Here is an 18,524-nt window from a genome sequence, read left to right as displayed (position 1 = left end):
TCGCAAAGGGAAATAATGATAAAATAAAGAACTACAGTTTTTTAATCTGTGTTCATCCACGATCATCCGTGTTTCATCAGAGAAAATAATATCTCTGTGCCCTCCGTGTCCTCTGTGGTAAACTGATTCATTTCCGGTCAGCTTTGAACTCATTACTAATAAAGAAAAAAGGCAACCCCGTTTATCACGAAACTGCCTTTAGCTCTAAGTTTTTTATCTATTACTTCTTAGCAGCAGAAGTATATCTTGCATTCAAACCGTCGATAATCTCTTGTGTGATATTAAACGAACTATCGGCATAAAGCAGATTATCAAAACCTGTATTACTTAAAATCAGATTATAACCTTTAGTCTTGTTATACTCTTTCAAGAAAACGTTGATAGAGTCACGCAACTGCAAACTATTCTTCTGATTCTCTGTAGCCAGCTGATTGGACAGGTTATTTTGTAATACCTGCAAATCCTGTTGCATCTTCATCAAACGGTTATACTCCTGTTGAGCTCTTTCCGGAGAGATGAATGCATTGTTTTCATATTTCTTTTGGAATTCTTTCTGTTCCTTATCAAGAGCAGCAGCCTTCTGATTCAACGTCATACGGATGTTCTCTTCCTTTTTCATCATGGCCTCATTCAGGTCAATGCAAAAATTATATTTGGAAAGCAATGTATCTACTTCAACGTAAGCGATTTTTAAATCACCGGATACAGTAGCAGTTGCTGCTTCTCCGCCAGTTGTCGTAGTTTGTGTGTCAGCTTTACCTGCGCATTGTGAAAATAAAACGATGATCGCAAGAGCAGCAAAACCGTTAATGAGGCAATTTATTCTCTTCATAACTTGTAAAATATAGTTTTTAATTAATTAGTTCATACTATCATTTAAGGCTTTTTCAAGATCAGCAATAGAACGACGCTTTTGTTGCGCTTCACGGTCCTGAGACTGAGCACAGCCAATTCCCTTTTCTCTCAGTGATTTATTACCACTCACATGTCCATTAGGGAATTTTCCACCCTTTACAAAAAAGACTTTGAGACCTAATAATACGAGACAAATAGCAACTATTAACAGAGTAAACAGTATTGTATTAAGCATTTCTATTAATTTTGTGGGTGCAAATATAGACTTTTGTATGGACTCAACCGCCTTTTTTATTATAAAAAAAGAGAAACGTGCTCATAAACCTCAAGAGTTTTAACCATATTTAGCAGAATGACGTTAAATTTTAATCATTCACTTAAATAAAAAGAAAAAGAATGGAAAAACAAGAACTAAAGCCGGCAGGCGTATTCAAGTATTTCGCAGAAATATGCCAAGTGCCACGTCCTTCAAAGAAGGAAGAAAAAATTATTGCATATTTAAAAGAATTCGGAGAAAAACATAATCTGGAAACAAAAGTAGACGAAGCCGGAAACGTATTAATCAAGAAGCCTGCTACTCCAGGCAAAGAAAACCTGCAAACCGTAGTATTACAATCGCATGTAGACATGGTATGCGAAAAGAATAATAATGTGGAGCATGACTTCCTCACGGACCCTATTGAAACAGAAATAGACGGTGAATGGTTGAAAGCAAAAGGTACAACACTGGGAGCAGACAACGGCATCGGTGTAGCCACCGAACTTGCTATCCTTGCCGACGATACTATTGAGCACGGACCATTGGAGTGCTTGTTCACTGTAGACGAAGAAACCGGCCTCACCGGAGCATTTGCCCTGAAAGAAGGATTTATGAACGGAGATATCCTGTTGAACCTCGATTCAGAAGACGAAGGAGAATTGTTTATCGGGTGTGCAGGAGGAATTGATTCTGTTGCCGAATTCACATATAAAGAGGTAGAAGTTCCAGCCGGATATTTCTTCTTTAAAGTAGAAGTGAAAGGCCTGAAAGGTGGACACTCCGGTGGTGATATCCATTTGGGACGTGGCAATGCCAATAAAATACTAAATCGCTTCCTTAGTCAGATGAGTACGAAGTACGACTTATATCTATGCGAAATCAATGGAGGAAACCTACGCAATGCCATCCCTCGCGAAGCATATGCCATCTGTGCTGTTCCTGAAGATGCCAAACACGACGTACGGGCAGATCTCAACGTATTCACAGCTGAAGTAGAGAACGAACTTGCCGTAACAGAACCTGATTTAAAACTTGTATTAGAATCAGAAACTCCCCGTGCTAAAGCAATTGATCAGGATACTACTGCCCGTTTACTCAAAGCACTCTATGCAGTACCTCACGGAGTATATGCCATGAGTCAGGATATTCCGGGATTGGTAGAAACATCTACTAATCTGGCATCTGTCAAGATGAAACCGGGCAACGTTATCCGCATTGAAACCAGCCAACGCAGCTCTATCCTTTCTGCCCGCAACGACATGGCAAATACAGTTCGTGCAGCTTTCCAACTGGCAGGTGCAAAGGTCAGTTTCGGAGAAGGCTACCCAGGCTGGAAACCCAACCCACACTCAGCCATCCTTGAAGTGGCAGCCGCCTCTTACAAACGTTTGTTTGGTGTAGACGCTAAAGTGAAAGCTATCCATGCCGGTCTGGAATGCGGACTCTTTCTCGACAAATATCCCTCATTAGACATGATTTCCTTTGGTCCTACATTAACCGGAGTTCACTCACCGGATGAGCGTATGTACATTCCTTCGGTAGATAAATTCTGGCGTCATCTGCTGGACGTACTGGCAAATATCCCGGAAAAGAAATAATAAACCAACGCATTTGCCGTTAATATTAGGCACGGATTCCTCTATCCGTGCCTGATTTTTATATATAAGATTAAGGTATGAAAAGAAATCTGGTACATATTCTCCTCTTTCTGTTTACAGGTCTGGCATTGTTTTCGGCTTGTGACGATGAGAACTTTTCTACCGATTCTTCTCTCAAACTGGCTTTCTCTTATGACACCCTGCGTATGGATACTGTACTTGCAGGTATCGGTACCTCCACTTATCAGCTAAAAGTGTACAATCGCAATAAGGAGTCGCTGGTCATTTCATCCATCACCTTAGCAGATGCAGCCAACTCTGGTTTCCGCATCAATGTAGACGGAGCTAAAGGCAGCCACTTTTCAGACGTTGAATTACGGGGCAAAGATAGCTTGCTTATTTTTGTAGAAGCTACGTTAGCTCCCGGAGACCGTGATGTTCCTTTTTTCAAAAAAGACTCCATCGTGTTTATCACGAATGGTAACTGGCAGGATGTTAAATTACAAGCATACGGACAAGACTTTCTTTCTTTACGTAAAAAAGAAATCACCCAGGACACACTAATCAGCTCGTCCCGCCCTATCGTTATTTATGATAGTTTAAGCATAAAAGAAGGTGCCCGACTTACTCTTGCCGCCGGAACACGCCTTTATTTCCATGGTAAATCAAGTATACAGGTACATGGACAACTTGTGGCAGAAGGCACACTGAATGCTCCTGTTGTATTCCGGGGCGACCGTACTGATAAAATGTTCTCTAACCTCCCCTACGACCGTTTGCCGGGTCAATGGGATGGTATTCGCTTCCACACCTCCAGCTATGAGAATTCACTGAACTTTGTCGATATTCACGGAGGAATATATGGTATCCGCTGCGATTCGGCTGCTGTAGACCGAAAGAAACTCACACTTACTAATTCTGTTATCCGCCAGGTATCGGGCAACGGATTGGAAATGACTTCCTGCCAGGCAACCATAGGAAACAGTGAGATTAGTAATGCCGGCAACCACTGTGTCAGCCTGCTTGGAGGTGATTATGAATTCGTACACTGCACACTGGCCAATTATTACAGTTGGGATATCAAGCAAGGGGTCGCCCTTGCCCTCAGCAACGAGAAGAAAGAAATTGCTTACCCACTGACATTAGCTGCGTTCCGTAATTGTATCATAGTCGGTTCGTCCAGTGATGAGATTAGTGGCGGACGTTCCAAAGACTCTTCTATACCTTTCAATTATTATTTCTCCTATTGCCTTATAAACTCAATAGAGGAGAAAAATGATAAGATAGTGAATGTTATATGGAAAAAAGATGATAACTTCCAATTGATAGACAAACGCGGAGAACAATTGTACGATTTCCAATTAACTCCAAAATCGGCCGCCATCAATATAGGATTGGCTGAAGATGCCCGTAACTATCCGCAGGACTTAAAAGGAATACCCCGTCTTGAAGATGAAGCACCGGATGCCGGATGTTACGAATGGAAAGAAAAAACAGAAGAAAATGAATAAAGGGATAATTATCTTATTATTCCTTTTCTTATCCCCCTCCTTACTCACAGCGCAAAAAGAAAAGAAATTCCGTGTGATGTGCTGGAATGTGGAAAACCTGTTCGATACCCGTCATGACTCTCTAAAGAATGATTATGAATTTCTCCCCAATGCGCTTCGTCACTGGAATTACAGCCGCTACAAAAAGAAACTGGTAAGTATAGCACGTGTTATTACAGCGGTTGGAGAATGGACTCCTCCTGCATTAGTAGGACTTTGCGAAGTAGAGAATGACAGTGTCATGCGGGATCTTGTACATTACTCCCCTTTAAAAGAACATGGATATCGTTATGTTATGACTCACTCTCCCGACGAACGGGGTATCAATGTGGCCTTGCTTTATCAGCGTGACCGTTTTAAATTATTATTCCATCGATCTGTTCCAATAGATAACGTCCATTTACACAAGCGCCCTACAAGAGATATTCTCCACGTATGCGGACTTTTATCCACCGGAGACAGCCTGGATGTATTGGTAGTTCATCTTCCTTCCCGTTCAGGAGGAGCCAAAGAATCGGAACCTTATCGCCTGTCTGTTGCAAAGAAAATCCGATTGGAAGCAGACAGTATACTAACCTCCCGCCGTCGTCCACAACTGATCATCATGGGAGACTTCAATGACTATCCGGAAAATAAATCCATTGCGGAAGTCCTTGCAGCCATTGCACCTCCTCCCTATCCCGAAGCATTAAAACTCTATCATTTATTAGCCGGAAAAGCCAAAGCCGGAAAACATACATTCGGCTCTTATAAATATCAGGGAGAATGGGGGTTATTGGATCACATGATTGTTTCCGGCACTCTTCTGAATGTTTCTGCACCTTTTTTTACCAATGAAGAAAGGGCAAACGTAAGCCGCCTGCCCTTTCTGTTATCCGATGATGATAAATATGGTGGAAAACAACCTTTCCGCACTTATTATGGTATGAAATATTTAGGTGGATACAGTGACCATCTACCTATATATACCGATTTTGAACTGAAAGAGATACATTAAGAAACTGTTTTGATTTTATTTTAGCTTTCTTCTGAGAGTTATTTTTGAGGATTTCATCTGTTTTAATGAGGACCATAGCGGGCTATGTGACAAATGAAAACAGGTAAAAAGACCGAAAATAAACTCAGAAGGTGCTAATAAAAACTTTTAAAAAGAAAATCAAAACAGTTTCTAATATTCCATTATTCCACTCCTGCCCCATCCGGGTATTTCACAAAATCTCCGGTAGCTTTTACTACAGGCATAGTAGCATTTGTCTTCTTTAAATGGCGAGTCAAATCCTTTGCCAGTTTCAAAGCTATCTTCTGATATGCTTTTTCGCCGATAAGATTATGTTGTTCCGAGATATCTTCTTTCAGATTGAACAGAGCCGATGTCTGCGATTCATAGTAGTAAATCAACTTCCAGTCTCCTTCAATAACAGCACTTTGCGGAGCACCGGTCGTTTCGTGCCGTTCTCCCCAGTTATTAGGATAATGAAAATACAAAGGTCTCTTTTGATCTCCCTGTTTCCCTTTTAACTGTGCAACAAAACTTCTACCATCAATAGTCTGTGGAGTATGTATTTTCCCTTTCATTCCGGCTAACTCCAGTATACTGGGAAAGAAATCTTCTATTATCACAGGAGTTACATTCACTGTAGCAGGTTGTGTGACTCCCGGCCAACAAACAATCATTGGCTCACGAATCCCACCTTCTTTTAACGAACCCTTTCCCTCACTCAACGGATAATTTTTATTTGTACGTCCAATGGTATATCCCCCGTTATCGGACATAAAAATAATAATTGTGTTTTGAGCAATACCTTTTACTTCCAGATAGTCCATAAGATCTCCCAAACTCTTATCCATGCCTTCCACCAATCCGGCATACTGCGCTTCCTTATGCGAAAGCCCTTTGGCTATGTATCTATCATAAAATCTTTTGTCAGTAGCAAAAGGAGCATGAACAGCATAATGGCTCATGTACAAAAAGAATGGTTTTTCTTTGGCAAGTGCTTTGTCCATAAGCCCTTTGGCTTCCAAAGTCAAAGCCTCAGTCAGGAAAGTATCCGTACCATGATATTTTTCCAGATCCGGTACTGCCCATATCTTTGCCCATTCCGGATTTCCGCTTGCACCATACCCTTCTTCTCCCAGATAGCTTCCCATAGCCCCGGCAGCATGTCCGGCAATGTTATAATCGAAACCAATAGTCAACGGATCAGCAGCCGGAGTATCCAGAGAGCCAAAATGCGCCTTACCTACCATCATGGTTGTATATCCGTTTTCACGAAGCAATTCCGGCAGACATTTAGCATAAAAAGTGTAAGGTATACCTTCCTGCGGGCACAAGCCATTATAATTCCAATCACCGAATGCCAGCAAATCGTTCTTCCTGTCTGTCGAAACATCTTTCTTCAAGGTCCAGTTAGTCACCCGGTGCCTTGCTGCATTAGCTCCGGTGAAAAGGCTCACCCGTGATGGTGAACTGATCGAGTTGGCATAAGCATGAGTAAACTTAACCCCCATTTGAGAAAGTCGCTCCATATTGGGCGTATGATAAATCTGGTTTAGTTCCGTTGTCTCTGTCCAAAAAGGAACCGAAGTATCCTGCCACCCCATATCATCCACCAAAAAGAGAATGATATTAGGCTGTTGCTGGGCTGTTAGCGGTCCAGATAAAATCAAGACAGAAGCAGCAGTCCATAATTTACGCTTATCTACATTCATGGTATTTTCTTGTTTAATAGATTTTTTCTGTTACAACTTAGAGCCTGTTTAAATTTTCTTCAAATAGGATTTTTCAGCTTCTTTTGAGTTTATTTCCGGTCTATTTTTCCGTTTTTAGTCGTCACATAGCCCGCTATGCTCCTCGTAAAAACGAAAAAATATCCTCAAAAATAACTCTCAAAAGAATGCTGAACAAAATTTAAACAGGCTCTTAGAAACTGCTTTAATTTACTTTTCAGCAGTTACACCAATCTCATTTATTTCCACCTTTGCAGGAGTGTCGGTCGGCGTAGTAGCTTCCAACCTGATAAAACGTGCTTTCACTTTTTCCTTAAATGGTACTGTTTGCGGAAGAGGATTGTGCATAATATTACTAAATTCACCATTTACAGGTACTTCCTGCCAATTATTTCCGTCTGTACTTACAAAGAATTTATACCTGAATGCCATAGTCGGTTTTGCCTCTGCCTTAGCAGGAGCATATGTAAAAGCACTTAATATTACCGATTTACCTAAATCAATGGTAAGTGGAGAATCAGACACCTGTTTCCAGGTAGTACGCGGCAAATTATTCCAATCCACTTCTTCACTTTCTTCTTGCAAAGGAGCCACATAGAAAGCTGCTACCCGGCTGATATTAGCAGTCAGACGACAATTTTTAATTTTAATTCTTAACTGATTGGCCTTTACATCAGGAAAGCGCAACAAACGTTTATAACCAACCGTAGTCCCTTGAGCTATCTCTTTCCAACCATCAGCAGTCTGTGCCTCCACAGAAAAAGCTTCCACACGCTGTCCTCTTGCAATATCTTCCTGCAACATCACTACATTTATTTCCGAACCGGATTTCAGTTTATAGGTACGCTCTCCATTCGGAGTAGCCTCCCATAACTTCTGCCCCTCTTTCACCCTGTCATCTGCAAAAGCCAGTTTACGATACTCGGCAAACTCTTTCAAACGAGTCACATCCGCCTCATTAATCAATCCGAGACGATCCGGCGGAATATTCAATAACAAGACAGAATTGTAACCAACGGATTGGAAATAAATATCCGCCAGATGCTTCAGACTTTTCACCTTGCTATCCTCTTCTTTATGATAGAACCATCCCGGACGAATAGAAACATCCACCTCAGACGGGTACCAGAAGAGTTCGGTTGCATTCTTCAGTATATCACGACTCCCTAAATCTTCTGCCTTACTGAACACTCCCAACCGTTTATTATTTTCCTCCGAACGGGTATAGATTCCCGGAGTAAGTACCGTAGCATTCCATTCCGTTTCACGGCCAATTCCTTTTTCATTGCCAACCCAACGTACATCATCTCCCATTATAGCCATCACAGCCTTGGGCTGCAACTTCTGAATCGTTTTATAAAATGCATCCCAGTCATAGACCTGTTTTTTCCCGTTAGGACCTTCACCATTTGCACCGTCAAACCACACTTCGTGTACTTCTCCGTAGTTAGTAAGCAACTCCGTCAATTGTTGAATAAAAAACTGATTATATTTCGGAGAATCACCATAACATGAAGCGTTTCTGTCCCATGGAGAGAGATAAACACCGAACTTCATTCCATATTTATCACAAGCGTCACGAAGTTCTTTCACAACATCCCCTTTACCATTCTTCCAAGGAGAAGAGGCTACGGAATGGGTTGTAGTTTTGGTAGGCCACAAACAGAAACCATCATGATGTTTAGCCGTTAAAAGGACCATTTTAAAACCGGCATCTTTCAGTGTACGTACCCACTGCTCTGCATCCAACTGTGAAGGATTAAACAAAGCCGGATCTTCCGTCCCGTCTCCCCATTCACGCCCGGTAAAAGTATTAATACCGAAATGCAGGAATGCTGTCAGCTCCATCTGTTGCCAGGCCAATTGCTGTGGAGTCGGCACTAACCTCGCCGCCATATCTACTTTCTCCTGAAGCGTGGCATTCTGTGGAAATTCCAGATGCTTCACATAATACCCTTTCTCATTTTGTGCCTGTCCACTACAAATCGAAGCGAACAGAATGACTGATAATAAAAGCTTTTTCATTGGTTGAATATTTACGTTTACTTCACTATATTTACCACAGTGTCTCACAGAGTACCACAGAGTGTTATTGTTGAAACTAAATTAAATAAAACTCTGTGTGACTCTGTGAAACTCTGTGGTGAATATTATCTTTTTTCTCCGAAATCAGTTTGTTGCTGTTCCACTTCTTTCAATTTATATTGATTCAATTCCATCTGCAATTTCTTTACTTCACGGGCACAATCTTCATCTCTCACTTTATCTGCACTTTTCTCCCGAACCATTTTAACAGCTGCGTTTTCTTCCGCTACATCAAAAATTAAAGGATAAGTGACCGGTTGTGTCTCTATCTCAATCGTTTCACTGGCAGGCATCTGCTTACCTTCTATCAATACAGAAGCACGAATTTTAATTTTTCCCGGAGTGGTCGTGGACTTCACAAGCACAGGTGCCGTACCCCACTGTACAGGACGCGGATTGGCCATCACATCCTCTCCACCCAAAATTACACCTTCACCCTCTATTTCAAAACGAATAAAATAATTATTCAAACGCTTAATATTTCCATTATCATCGGCAACAGCAGCAATCACCGTCACAATGTCCGAACCGTTAGCCTCCATATTCATACCTTCATTATCAACCCATAACAAAAGCCTGGAAGGACGACGCGACGGTGACACCTTATGAGTAGCCACTACTTTTCCATCCACAAGTCCTTCTGCAAGCATATATACATCTGCTTGTTTTCTCTGACGGGACAAAGCCTTATCCTGCATAAAATCATATACATCTTTAAATGTTATCACAGGCGAAGGCATCCCTTTCTCTCTTTTTTCTTTTTTATAATTATACTGTTTACCATCCTTAAATACCGTCAGGCGAACTTCTTCACAATTGGAGTAAACCGTCACATCCTTTGGTGAGAAAGGAGTCATAGCATGCGCAATAAATACCATTGGCCCGGTTTCGGCAATCAAATCTGTCTTTTTCGGACTACGCTGTGACTTAAACATATAATATGAATATTTGGGCTGGCGGAAAGCATCCATAATCCCTCCATAAAACGGATCGGGATGATATCCCCGCTGATGATCGAATGAATGCCACAAACAGCCTCCGATATGTTGACGGGGTGTTTGGAACAACGTTTCATAGCAAGTATACGGATAAGAAGGATTAGCATATCCCTGTGCCTGGATCAACATAGGCGTTTCTCCCCAGGCACGGCTGGCGCGACTGGGAGAATTATGCGAACTCCAATCATCTACATTATCGCCCCATTCACGAGTGAAATACGTTATTTCCGGATGTTCTGCTTCCTCTTTATCTACTCCTCCCAAATGAGGATGTTTGAAAAGCACAGGGAAGTATTCATGCCCTTTAGCCTCAGAATCACAACCTGTATAGCAATAAGGGTATGGATATTCTTCCATCACAATATCTCTCACTTTCTGTGCAAAATCAGCCGGATACCAGGTTTCATTCAGAATTGGCTCCCACATCCATACAGAAGGATGATTACGATCTCGCCGTACCATATTCCGAATATCCGAATACACCCGCTGAGCAAACTCAGGAGCCTCATTCCAGAACTGCCATCCCGGAGTATTGACTATCACAAAAAGTCCAAGTTCATCACAAGCATCCATAAAAGCCGGATCTTGCGGATAATGGGCATTTCTGATCACTTTCATACCGGCATCTCTCAACTTCTTCGCATCCCGCCAGTGCATACTATTAGAAAGCGCATTGCCTACAACAGCAAAATCCTGATGGCGATTAGCTCCAATCAATGGAGCATCATAAGGTTTCCCATTCAGCCAGAAACCGTCTTTTCCTTTAAATTCGATACTGCGTACACCAATACGGCGCTTATATCCATCAATCGTATTTCCGTAGTTATCCTGTACATATACATGCAGTTGATACAAATAAGGAGAATCCGGCGACCAAAGGTGAGGGTCAGAAATTCTGATCTTATTGGCAACAACCGCAGCCTTTTGTTTTCCAACAGAAAGTTTGTGAGTAGCTTCACCTACCTTTTCAGCATCTGCATCCAACAGTTCATAAACGACTCTCCCGTTAAAAGACTGTTTACGGTCATTTCTAACTTGTATATTCAGTAAAATATCTGCTGTCTGCTCTGACACTTTATCAAAAGCCACAAACAAACCACCCCCTGCTATCTGATTCTCATAATTCGGATCAGTTATATAAACATCATTGTGGGCTATCAACCAGCAATCCCGGTAAATCCCCCCGCAATAGGTAAAGTCCAATACATCCTGTGCCTTACCGGGAGGATAAGAAGGATCATCGCTATTATCGGCACATACCGCTATTACATTTTCTTTTTCAAAAGTCACATAAGGAGTTATATCGGCAATTACGGGCAGAAACCCTCCGAAATGTTCATTAATCAACTGACCATTTATCCATACCTTTGACTTCCCCATAATAGCTTCGAAATGGAGAAACAGCTTTTTACCTTTAAGACTATTGTCAGGAGTGAAATGCTTACGATACCATACTTCCCCCTGATAATTTATACATCCACTTGCTTCAGTCGGTAAATATTCTATCCCGTCCGGCAATGAAACAACCGCCCAGTTATCATCATCAAAATCTACCCGATAAGCCTCCGGAGCACTTCCTTTATAAAAACGCCAGGCCGGATTCATCGAATACACTTCACGCCCTGTGTGCTCCAGCGGATAAAAGCCAGCCACAGAATATTGAGGCTGATAAGCTGATCTCACCGGAACTGTCCATAGTAGAAACAGAAATAATAAATAAAAAACTTTTCTCATAATCATATTATTCTTGGAATTAGTTATGCCATCTATACAATCAAACCTTCAAAAATAACCTACATTTATACATTGCCCTCAGAAGTACAAAGAGAATAAAATAATTGGCAAAAGTCAACCACACTGGATAATAATTTCCAAAATATTGCTCCAAACCATAACTAACCGAAGCTGCAATACAACGGAAATTCACTACCTCACCGAGCACGTAGGCAGTAATAGAATTCATGCCATACACTTTCAACCAATTCAATCCCCGTGTATGCCCTTTATAATCAATCCAATAATAAAACAATGCCATGAGCAAAAAGCAATATCCACCGGACAGTAACGTCATACTGGCTGTCCATAAACGCTTAATGACAGGCATTTGCAAACTCCACAACTCTGCCAGACCGATCAATAACAGACCGGTAAGCAGTAATATTTGTACCACCTTTTTCCGGTTCATCTTGCCTTCTTTCATTATCTTTCCGGCAAAAGCTCCAAGCATCACAGTAACCCCAAATGTCAGGCTACTCCATATCCATGTATAATTGTATTGGGATGAAAAGCTCCAGGTTCCGTCTTCATTCCAAAAAACTCCATCCCGGAAACGTCCCAGACCCCATCGATCTACCTGCTCTGCAAAATTTCCTGCCGGGGTAAAATCACCCAGAAATGTCATAGGAATCCAGTAGACAAGAAGCAATAACAGCGTTATTATTATCTGCCATCTGAATGAAAAATGTAATTGGATAACTGCTGCAATAAAATAACCAACAGCAATAGATTGTAATGTATTAGAATAGAAATAAATGTGCTTGCCATCAAATCCAAGCAAATTTCCCTGGACAATCATTCCGAAGATAAAAAGTAAAATAACCCGTTTAAGAATCCGTCGGTAAACAGGCCAATAATCTACAGAAGCAGTTTTGTATTTAGATAAGGAAAAAGGCATTGAAGCCCCTGTCATAAAGAGAAAAAGCGGCATTACAAGATCCCAGAAACGAAACCCTTCCCAAACCTCATGGTCGAACTGATAAAGAACCTCATCGAGAAATGGCAGATTCAACTGTCGTGCCAGTGCAACGAACACCGGCTGAAAAAAGACAAGAAGAAATAAGTCAAAACCTCTAAGTATATCCAATGAGGCTAATCGGGTAAAATCATTTTCCGGTATTTTGTTCATGGTATTTTATAGATTTAACCCCGGAAGAAAAACAGAAAAACCAATGAGGTACCTCCTTCCGGAGATATCCTCATTAGTATATATCACTCTCTCTCTTTTTACTTCACAGGATAAATAGTGAAATCAAAGGTTTGCTTTGTCAATGGAACCAGATATGGAGGCAAAACTCCCGGACCACAAGTAGCAGTACCTACTCCAGCTTGTTCAGCATCCAGATGTATTGTTATTTTGCCGTCCCGTTTCAATTCATTAATATGACGTGCCTTCTCTAATATTACATCTGAGAAAGGAACAGTGCTAAACTGGAATAAAGAATTTGCCTCTATCCAGCAACCTTTCCCATGTTCGTCAGTCAGTTGCATCCACCGGACATCCGTCCGGTTACCTGTAGACTGAGGAACAACGTAATAATGGAACATCCGTTCAGGAGTTGTTTTATAAACACCTATTTTTCCCGATTGATTCCGGTCAGTATAGGTTTCATGTTCCCCACGGCCCAGATAAGTTACATTTTCGTAGGTATCCTTCATTTCAAAAGTAATTCCCAATCGAGCCATCGATTTTACCAATGAAGTATCCGGCTCAAAAGTAGTCTGCACTTTCATAGAACCGTCACGGTTCAAAGCATATATAAACTCGGCATTTCCTATTTTCTTTCCTTCGGCATTCAGAATATCAGCTTTCACAGTCGTCTTATTCTTACCTTCTTTCAAAGAAACCACCTTTTGTGTCAAATGGTCCAAACCAGCCTGTCTCCAGAGTTTAGCTCCATTCTGATCGCGGTTATCATTATCCGTAGCCGGACGGAACAAGCTCAAAATTATCGGACTTGCCAATAATTCTTCTCCATCCAGACAAAGAGATTTCAAAGCACCGGTAGCCTCATCAACAACAAACGTTGTGTTCCCCGCTTTGGCAGGTTTGCCGGACCAACTGTTTTTAGATACAGGAAGTACAAACTGATCATAGGCAACTTCCCAATCGGATGTTACTAACGGAGTAGCCTTCACCCGCGTCCAACTCAGATTCAGATAAGCCTCACGAAGCGTTTTAGGAAGTTTCACAGCTCCCAAAGTGATATCCACTACGGCATGCGGAGCACAAGTCACCTCTTTACTTCCTTCAGCAACAATCGTTCCGTCATCTCCCGTCACACTCCAATGAAGAAGATATTCATTCAAATCCGAAAAATCGAACCAATTCTTCACACGGATAGTCAGGTTCTTCTTATCAACCAATGTACTCTTGATATTCTGATAGATCTTCTTCACCTCCAACAGATGCGGATGGGGCTCACGAACGGCATTCACCAAACCATTACAACAGAAGTTGCCAAAGCTCGGCACGTCTTTAGGGCCGTAATCGCCACCGTACGTCCAATACCAGTTGCCATCCTTGTCTACCTCACGGAAAGACTGGTCCACCCAATCCCAGATGCAACCACCCTGAGCCATCGGTTCATTTTCAAAAACATCCCAATATTCCTTCATGCCCCCGCAACTATTCCCCATTGCATGCAGATATTCGCAAAGAATAAAAGGACGGTAAATATCCTTACGGGCTACGTACTCTTTAATGACATCCACACTGCGGTACATACGGCAATAGATATCCGTATTGTAATTTTCTTCCGCACGTTCATATTGTACGGGACGATTCTTTTCTACCGACTTCAGCCAGTCATACGTACGCTCAAAATTAATTCCATTGCCGGATTCATTGCCTAATGACCAGATCACAATGGCAGGATGATTCTTCGAACGCTCATACATACGATGCGTACGATCCATATGAGCCGTAAGCCACGTACTGTCTTTTGCCAAAGAGGCAGGTCCGTAGCCCATACCGTGAGATTCGATGTTTGCTTCATCAATCATATAAAGGCCATACCGGTCACAAAGCTGATACCAGTAAGGATGAGCAGGATAATGGGAATTACGGACGGTATTGATATTATGCTGTTTCATCAGCTTGATATCCTCTTCCATCAGTTCCTTACTTACTGTCCGCCCCAACTGTGAATGCTCATGACGATTTACCCCTTTCACCAATACAGGCACACCATTGATACAGAAACGACCGTCCTTTATTTCAGAAGTACGGAAACCGACTTTCGTCCCGGTCACCTCAGTCACTTTTCCATTAGCATCTTTCAATTCCAATATCAATGTATACAGGTTCGGATGTTCTGCACTCCATTTTTCAACATCCGGAATACGTTTCTCATCAAAAGTAATCAAATTGCTCAAACCACGGGATTTAACCGGTTGACTACCATTCAATACCGTCTTTCCGGCCTCATTCTGCAATTCATAGGCAATGGTAGCTATTCCGGCTGCCGCTCCTTCTACAGTCACATCAAGTTCGAAAACTCCGTCTTTATAAGTATTCTTTTCAAGGATAGAAGTCACTTTATAATCGGCAATATATTGCTTGGGAGTACTGTAGAGATACACATCCCGCTCAATACCGCTTAACCGCCACATATCCTGACACTCAAGATAAGCACCCGCACTCCAGCGGTAGACTTCAAGGGCTATTGTATTTTCCCCATTTTTCAGTTTGTCGGTAATATCCCATTCGGCAGGGGTCTTAGAATCCTGATTGTATCCTAAAAACTCTCCATTTACCCATGCATAATAAAATGAAATGACCCCTTCACAGCAAAGTATCACGCGACGGCCTTCCCAACCGGCAGGAATCGTAAAAGTACGACGATAAGACCCCACCTCATTCTCTTCAGATGGAACCAACGGCGGATTCTTCCTGAAGTTGAACATCTTATCATCAAACTCATAAGTCTCGTTTACATAAATAGCCGTACCATACCCCTGACGCTCCCAGTTGCCCGGCACATTGATATCGGCCCATCCTCCGGTATAAAACGAAGGTTTATAAAAATCTTTCGGACGGGTATCGGGATTCTTCACCCAATGGAACTTCCATTTGCCATTCAGACTCATATAATAAGGAGATTCTTCATAAGCTCCTTTCTGTACATCAGCAGCAGTTGCATACGGCCAGACATAGGCATGGGGATTCAGCTTATTCAATCCTACCGCATACTGGCTCTGCCATTCGGGCTGTTGTTGTGCCGCAGCGGGAATGATAACCAGCACTGCCAGTATCATCAGATAAATTCGTTTTAATAAGTTATTCATGGTTTTATGTTTTTATAGTAGTTACTACTGGGCTACTTACTACTAAATTACTTCACTATCACTTCATCAAACATCACTCTGGATTCCTGTCCCGGACGTACATGATCTTCCGGGCAAGCCCCTGGTCCTTTGGCAGTCACACGGATATAGCGTGCCTGTTTCCCGTTGATATTCAAAGACAGATCTTCCACAAAATTCCACTCCCGGAAGATCTCCTGAGGAGTAAAGTTTAATGTCCCCACCTTCCTGAATTTACGGTTATCATCTGATATTTCTACTTCTATCGATGCCGGTTTATGTATTGCCATTCCATAATTTGTAATACAACCTACTGTAACCGTATGGAGTGTTTCCTTTTTCAATAAATCAATAGTAAAAGATACCGTATCACTTTTTTCCCAGGAAGCCCATTCATAGTCTGTTTGTTTCAGGCTTCCCCGTATCCCGTTGGTTACTACTTCCACATTTTTATTATCGGCAAGAACAGGCTTACCGGTAGCCTTATTCCAGATAACAGGTAAAATCAATGTTTTTCCCATTTTCTTATCCCCCACAAAGGTAGCACACTTTAAAGTTTGTACGCCCCGAATAGTCAATTCTTTGATATAGCGGGGGGATTTTGCAGAAGGCTCACTATCATCCAGCGTATAACGAATTTCCACATCCGGACGTATACATTCCAGATTAACTTTTAAAGCCCCGTTTTCAGGTGTTATTGTATGCTGAATATTATACATTGAACGGGAATACCCCACTCCTTTAGCTGCAATATGGCAGTTATATACATCCAATCCTTTTAAAAAACGATTCCAATCTTTCAATTCCGGTTTAGCCCAGCCCCCTTCGGCCACTGCTGCCAAACGCGGAAAGAGTAGATAATCCACATCCTCGGGTTTATTGCAAAACTCAGTCCACATGCAACCCTGTATCCCCATCAAAAGAGACTTATATTCAGGTTTCCAATCATCCTGTATCGGTTCATAATCAAATACATCCCTCAAAGTTATATTACCAAAATAAGTCACAGGTTCAAACCACTGAGGTCCCTGATAGCGTATCAGATACATAATACGCGCCGGAGTCATAATAAACCGGTGTCCCTGCTCTGCAGCTTTCAAGGCAGCAGTACCCAATCCCTGCCAACCTAAGATGATGGTTCCGTCCGGTATAGTCGTATTCGTCAATTCATCCCAGCCTATCACTTCACGGTCTTTACTCTGTACATATTCGCACATCCGTTTCATAAAGTACCCCTGCAAATCTTCTTCATTGGCCAGATGCTCTTTTTTCATTCGTGCCTGGCAAAGCGGACATTTTTCCCAGTTCGTCTTTCTGGCCTCATCACCTCCCAAATGAATATAACGGGAAGGAAACAATTCCAGCACTTCATCAATCACATCTTGTAAAAAAGTAAACACACTGTCATTCCCGGCACAATAGATAACCTCAGCATGTGCACCTCCCAACCCGGGTAATACACCTATGAAATTCTTTACTACCGGACAAGCCAATCCGGGATAAGAGGCCAAGGCAGCATTGCTATGTGCCGGCATCTCTATTTCAGGGATCACTTCTATCTGGCGATCGGTAGCATACGCTATTATCTCCTTCATATCTTCCTGAGTATAAAATCCACCAATTGGAGTAGATTCTCCTAACATCGGATTCCTTCGGGAATGAAAAGGAACGTCGGTACGATCTACCCGCCATGCACCTATATCTGTCAGACGAGGGTGTTTCTTTATTTCCAGGCGCCAACCGTTATCATCACACAAATGAAAATGCAGTTTATTTATTTTCAGCATTGCCATACAATCTATGATGCGCAATACATTCTTTTTGGGTATAAAAAAGCGGGCAGCATCCAATAATAACCCGCGATAGCCAAAGCGAGGTTCATCACTGATTTTTACCGAAGGAATGGCCCAGTCAACATCTCCGCCTACATTTCTTGCATTCTCTATAGAAGCCGGCAGCAACATACGGATCGTCTGCAAGGCATAGAAGAAGCCTTTTACATCCGAAGCATTAATCACAATCTTATCCGAAGTGACATCCAACCGATAGGCCTCACTCTTCAAGCTACGATCTGTTATAAAACAAACATCCCCGGTGTTACTTCCTTCTTTCAACAACGGAGTGAATCCGCCAGCACAAGTAAAAAGACCGATAAAATTACGAGCGATTTCTGCTTGCCCTGCATTCTCTACAGCAAATACCGTATTCTCCGAAAAACGATAGCTCCCCTCCCCTGGCACAACTTGCACAGGGGTGGGTACTATAGAGATCGTTTGTGTTAAATCTTCAGCCTGTACTGCTATCATAGGGGAAAACAGTAACGCTATTATAATTGATAAGGTGTATTTCATCATAAATCAATATATTC

11 protein-coding genes are annotated in these 18,524 nt (G+C 42.0%); 3 read left to right on the top strand and 8 right to left on the bottom strand.

Annotated elements, in window-relative coordinates; all coding sequences use genetic code 11:
* Positions 1-220: 220 nt before the first annotated feature.
* Both VCM39_RS06280 and VCM39_RS06275 read right to left on the bottom strand, forming a co-directional pair.
* Complete coding sequence (locus tag VCM39_RS06280; protein ID WP_221650452.1) at positions 221-832, bottom strand: OmpH family outer membrane protein; 612 nt, start codon at positions 830-832, stop codon at positions 221-223.
* Between the two features lie 27 nt (positions 833-859).
* Positions 860-1,090, bottom strand: coding sequence for a hypothetical protein (locus VCM39_RS06275; RefSeq protein ID WP_221650453.1), 231 nt, complete (start codon positions 1,088-1,090; stop codon positions 860-862).
* A 161-nt stretch (positions 1,091-1,251) separates the two neighbouring features.
* Here VCM39_RS06275 and VCM39_RS06270 point away from each other — a divergent pair, with 161 nt between their 5' ends.
* The 3 genes from VCM39_RS06270 to VCM39_RS06260 all read left to right on the top strand — a co-directional run bounded on the left by VCM39_RS06270 (position 1,252) and on the right by VCM39_RS06260 (position 5,259).
* The gene (locus VCM39_RS06270; RefSeq protein ID WP_322933884.1) at positions 1,252-2,712 is read left to right on the top strand and encodes an aminoacyl-histidine dipeptidase; all 1,461 of its coding nucleotides are present in this window, start codon (positions 1,252-1,254) and stop codon (positions 2,710-2,712) included.
* Between the two features lie 77 nt (positions 2,713-2,789).
* Positions 2,790-4,223, top strand: a complete 1,434-nt coding sequence (locus tag VCM39_RS06265; protein ID WP_322933883.1) for a hypothetical protein — start codon at positions 2,790-2,792, stop codon at positions 4,221-4,223.
* Positions 4,216-5,259 (top strand): endonuclease/exonuclease/phosphatase family protein, encoded by a 1,044-nt coding sequence (locus VCM39_RS06260; RefSeq protein WP_322933882.1) that lies wholly within the window; start codon positions 4,216-4,218, stop codon positions 5,257-5,259. Before VCM39_RS06265 ends, VCM39_RS06260 begins: the two co-directional genes overlap by 8 nt.
* 182 nt (positions 5,260-5,441) lie before the next feature.
* Here the strand turns inward: VCM39_RS06260 and VCM39_RS06255 are convergent, their stop codons facing one another.
* The 6 genes from VCM39_RS06255 to VCM39_RS06230 all read right to left on the bottom strand — a co-directional run bounded on the left by VCM39_RS06255 (position 5,442) and on the right by VCM39_RS06230 (position 18,510).
* A complete protein-coding gene (locus tag VCM39_RS06255; RefSeq protein WP_322933881.1) occupies positions 5,442-6,971 on the bottom strand; it encodes a sulfatase in 1,530 nt (509 codons plus the stop codon).
* Between the two features lie 228 nt (positions 6,972-7,199).
* Complete coding sequence (locus VCM39_RS06250; protein ID WP_322933880.1) at positions 7,200-9,014, bottom strand: alpha-L-fucosidase; 1,815 nt, start codon at positions 9,012-9,014, stop codon at positions 7,200-7,202.
* Between the two features lie 125 nt (positions 9,015-9,139).
* On the bottom strand, positions 9,140-11,812 hold the full coding sequence (locus VCM39_RS06245; protein WP_407934713.1) for a glycoside hydrolase family 2 TIM barrel-domain containing protein: 2,673 nt from the start codon (positions 11,810-11,812) through the stop codon (positions 9,140-9,142).
* 34 nt (positions 11,813-11,846) lie between these two features.
* Complete coding sequence (locus VCM39_RS06240) at positions 11,847-12,977, bottom strand: DUF5009 domain-containing protein (protein ID WP_322933878.1); 1,131 nt, start codon at positions 12,975-12,977, stop codon at positions 11,847-11,849.
* 98 nt (positions 12,978-13,075) lie between these two features.
* Entirely contained in the window at positions 13,076-16,138 is a 3,063-nt protein-coding gene (locus VCM39_RS06235) for a glycoside hydrolase family 2 TIM barrel-domain containing protein (protein ID WP_322933877.1), read from the bottom strand.
* Positions 16,139-16,185: 47 nt separating this feature from the next.
* Complete coding sequence (locus VCM39_RS06230; RefSeq protein WP_407934712.1) at positions 16,186-18,510, bottom strand: family 20 glycosylhydrolase; 2,325 nt, start codon at positions 18,508-18,510, stop codon at positions 16,186-16,188.
* Between the last annotated feature and the right edge of the window lie 14 nt (positions 18,511-18,524).

The organism is Bacteroides mucinivorans (assembly GCF_034654355.2).
GTDB lineage: Bacteria > Bacteroidota > Bacteroidia > Bacteroidales > Bacteroidaceae > Bacteroides > Bacteroides nordii.
This window is presented reverse-complemented; position numbering and strand designations above follow the sequence as displayed.

Coding starts and splice junctions, on each gene's coding strand:
- VCM39_RS06275 (WP_221650453.1), bottom strand. CDS start 1,090: ATGCTTAATACAATACTGTTTACTCTGTTAATAGTTGCTATTTGTCTC.
- VCM39_RS06235 (WP_322933877.1), bottom strand. CDS start 16,138: ATGAATAACTTATTAAAACGAATTTATCTGATGATACTGGCAGTGCTG.
- VCM39_RS06230 (WP_407934712.1), bottom strand. CDS start 18,510: ATGATGAAATACACCTTATCAATTATAATAGCGTTACTGTTTTCCCCT.
- VCM39_RS06260 (WP_322933882.1), top strand. CDS start 4,216: ATGAATAAAGGGATAATTATCTTATTATTCCTTTTCTTATCCCCCTCC.
- VCM39_RS06240 (WP_322933878.1), bottom strand. CDS start 12,977: ATGAACAAAATACCGGAAAATGATTTTACCCGATTAGCCTCATTGGAT.
- VCM39_RS06250 (WP_322933880.1), bottom strand. CDS start 9,014: ATGAAAAAGCTTTTATTATCAGTCATTCTGTTCGCTTCGATTTGTAGT.
- VCM39_RS06270 (WP_322933884.1), top strand. CDS start 1,252: ATGGAAAAACAAGAACTAAAGCCGGCAGGCGTATTCAAGTATTTCGCA.
- VCM39_RS06245 (WP_407934713.1), bottom strand. CDS start 11,812: ATGATTATGAGAAAAGTTTTTTATTTATTATTTCTGTTTCTACTATGG.
- VCM39_RS06255 (WP_322933881.1), bottom strand. CDS start 6,971: ATGAATGTAGATAAGCGTAAATTATGGACTGCTGCTTCTGTCTTGATT.
- VCM39_RS06265 (WP_322933883.1), top strand. CDS start 2,790: ATGAAAAGAAATCTGGTACATATTCTCCTCTTTCTGTTTACAGGTCTG.
- VCM39_RS06280 (WP_221650452.1), bottom strand. CDS start 832: ATGAAGAGAATAAATTGCCTCATTAACGGTTTTGCTGCTCTTGCGATC.